Genomic DNA, 3,336 nt, shown 5'->3' on the forward strand with positions numbered 1-3,336 from the left:
ACTTGAACGGCATCCCCGATCACCTTGGCGACCGTCCCCTCGTGGGCGAACACCACATCGGTCATGCCGCCAACATACTCGTTGAGGAGTTCGCTCAGCACGTCCGGCTGCGCGGCTTCGACCAGTGAAGTGAATCCGGTGATATCCGTGAAAATGACCGCCACATCACGCCAATGTACTTCCATCCCGTCGCTTTCCGCATTTGCCGAAGCAAGCCGGCTCGCGATCTGAGGCGAAAAGTAACGCGACAGCGATGCATGGGCGCGCTCGGCTTCTGCCTGACGGCGACGCGCCTCGCGCAGACGCTCGATGTGGCGAATCGTCTTGTCAATGGTGATCCCGAGATCGGCGAAATTGATTGGCTTGGTCAGGAAGTCGAAGGCCCCGCGATTCATCGCGGTGCGGATGTTGTTCATGTCACCATAGGCTGAGACGATGATGGTCGACCTTGATGCATCCGCTTCCTGGAGTTTCTCGAGTAGCGACAGCCCATCCATTCGGGGCATATTGATATCGGCGACGACCAAGTCAATTTGTGGATGTGCCTCGATTAACTGAAGCGCTTCGATACCGTCGTGAGCAAACATGAAAGCGACGGCGCGTTCGCGGATACGCTTGTGAAACTTCTGCAGGACAAGCTCATGAAGATCCGGCTCGTCGTCGACTACAAGAATGGTCACGGTCATGGCGCTTGCCCGAGCCTCATATCGAGTTCCCGACGCAGCAGCGCGAAGTCGATCGGCTTGATCATCAGGCCGACCGCACTAATGTCGAACACCTCCCTGCGCGTCTCTGCGTCGCCGTCGGCCGTGATCATAATCACGTCAACGCATGGCCGCTCCCTCCGAACCTGCGACAGTATTCCGAGGCCGCGCACGCCATGCATGTTGATCAACGAGGAGGCGTCACTCTCCGAGCTACTCTTGGTCGCTACGGGTGCCGAACGCGCATACTCTGTTTGGAACCGTCCGACATCACGCCACATCTGCCGGCGAAACAGATCTTCGACATCGAGCTCGCCATCGATAACCACAACTTTCAATTCGTCCCTCCCGCCACTGCCTGTGCAGCGAGCTTGCGCGGCAACTCAATGGTGAACTCGGTGAAAGCATCAACTTGTGTATCGACGGTGACCTTACCGCCATGCTGTCTCACGATGATGTCGTAACTGATCGAAAGCCCCAGGCCGGTGCCCTCTCCTGCCGGCTTGGTGGTGAAGAACGGGTTGAAAATCTTGTCTCTGACATTTGATGGGATACCCGTTCCGTTGTCGCGAATGCGGATTTCCACGTGGTCGCCGAGATTCCTGGTGCTTACCGCCAGAAGCGGCTCAGCATTTCGGTCGTCTGCCTCCTTCCGCTTGGTCGCCGCATAGAATCCATTCGAGATCAGGTTCAAGAAGACCCGCGTGATTTCCTGCGGATAGAGATCGATCATTCCTGCAGCCGGATCGAAATCGCGCTCGAGGGCAATATTGAAACCTGGCCTTTCGGCCCGCGCGCCGTGATATGCCAGGTTCAAGCTTTGTTCGACGATCGCGTTGATGTCTGCAGGGCGATGCTCGCCGCTACCCTCCCTCGAATGCAGCAGCATATTGTTGACAATGGAATCGGCGCGCTTGCCATGCTGGACGACCTTCTCAAGATTACCCTTGAGCATCCGCGTGAGTTCGTCGATTTCGTCACGGACCTTATCGTCGACCGCCGCTGATTTAAGCGCGTCGTTCAACTCATCAATCAAATCGGCCGATAGCTCTGAAAAATTATTGACGAAATTCAACGGGTTCTTGATCTCGTGCGCGATGCCGGCGGTGAGCTGACCGAGAGAGGCGAGCTTTTCAGTTTGTATAAGGCGATCCTGAGCGGTGCGGAGATCGTCGAGCGATTGCGACAGCTCCTTGGTACGCCTTCGCAGTTCGTCGAGCAGTCGGGTATTTTCAATCGCAATCACCGCCTGATTGGCAAAGTTAACAACAAGCTCGATTTGCTTCTCGGTGAATGCCAGAACCTTTTTCCGATAGATTGTGATCGTTCCGATCAGTTCGTTCTCTTTCAACATCGGAACGGCCACAATCGTGCGTGCACCAGCGACATCGACGATCGCTACAGAAGTGGGATCTTTGGCAAGATAGGCCGGGCTCTCTTGTGCATCGAGAATTTGCACGACTTGGTGGGTGGTGGTGACCAAAGCAAGACTACTTTCCGGATGGGGGAGTATCGGACCGCTTTGTCTAGACGATGCGAACTCAGCTGGAACGTTGTAAACAGCGGTCGTCTTAAAGGCGTCGCCGTCCCACAGATTCATCGTGCCGAAATCCGCGCCACAGACGCGCGTCGCATTTTCCATCATCTTGTGGAAGACTAGGTTCAACTCACCCGGTGAGGAACTGATGACCTGAAGTACTTCTGAAGTTGCGGTCTGCTGCTGCAATGTTTCGGTGAGCTCGGCCGTGCGGCTTTCGATCTTCTTTTCGAGGTCCGCATAGGAATCCTGTAGTCGCGTCCCCATATCATTGAACTGGTTAGCAAGACCTTCGAGCTCATCGCCGGTTTTGATGGAAATGTGCTGGGAAAAGTCGCCGCCGCCGATGCGCTCAGCGCCGGCACGCAATTCTTGGATCGGGCCGACCATGCGCCTTGCCAGAAACATCCCGGCAAGCACCGCGAAGATCGAGGCCGCCACTAGCACGAGCGCAAGGCGTTGCAGCGCGGTATAAAGCGGAGCATAGGCCTCATCGATCGGCAGCTCGACGAACATGGTCCAGCGCATAGGCGGGATTGGGGCGGTCGCCGTCAATACTTCCTGCCCCTGGATATTTTTCGCGCCAACGACGTCGTCAATCAGGCCGCCATTCGCCTGTGCGGCCTGCACCTGCGCAAGCTTGGACATATCCGTGTTGCGCAGCACCAGACTGTTATCGGGATGCGCTATCAGCCGTCCTTGGGCGCCAACGACATAGGCGCTCCCGTGCTCGCCAACCTTGATCTGTGAGACCACATCCCAGATCAGCTTGAGATTGACCTCCGCGATCGTGACGCCGGCATCCTTCCGCGTGCCGCCGACTGCAAGCGTCATATAGGGTTCGGATCCGCGACGAAAATAAACCGGACCATAGTAGACCTTGTGCGCGACGGTCTCGGAGAACTTTGGATCATTGGAGAGGTCGATACCACTGTCGAGCACATTCATCGCGAGGCGCGACACCCGTAGTCGTTCCTTGCCGCTAGAATCGACCAGCGCGAGCTCGGTGATGGCGGGCACTTGGCGCAGCAGCCGGAGCGCGTCGAAGTGGCGCTGCTCAACCGAGCTGGCTGACCAGGGTAACTGCGTGGTCCA

At 56.8% G+C, this 3,336-nt stretch carries 3 protein-coding genes; all 3 read right to left on the reverse strand.

Features of this window, described 5'->3' with window-relative positions:
* Positions 1-686, reverse strand: a 686-nt coding sequence (locus JQ586_RS40055) for a response regulator (protein ID WP_212400127.1), incomplete at its 3' end; no start/stop codon positions are given.
* Positions 683-1,033: a response regulator gene (locus tag JQ586_RS40060; protein WP_409411056.1), complete on the reverse strand. Its 351-nt coding sequence runs from the start codon at positions 1,031-1,033 to the stop codon at positions 683-685. The genes JQ586_RS40055 and JQ586_RS40060, both read right to left, overlap by 4 nt.
* A gap of 5 nt (positions 1,034-1,038) precedes the next feature.
* On the reverse strand, positions 1,039-3,336 hold a 2,298-nt coding region (locus tag JQ586_RS40065), incomplete at its 5' end, for an ATP-binding protein (RefSeq protein WP_212400128.1).

This window comes from Bradyrhizobium jicamae (assembly GCF_018130215.1).
Lineage (GTDB): Bacteria > Pseudomonadota > Alphaproteobacteria > Rhizobiales > Xanthobacteraceae > Bradyrhizobium > Bradyrhizobium jicamae_A.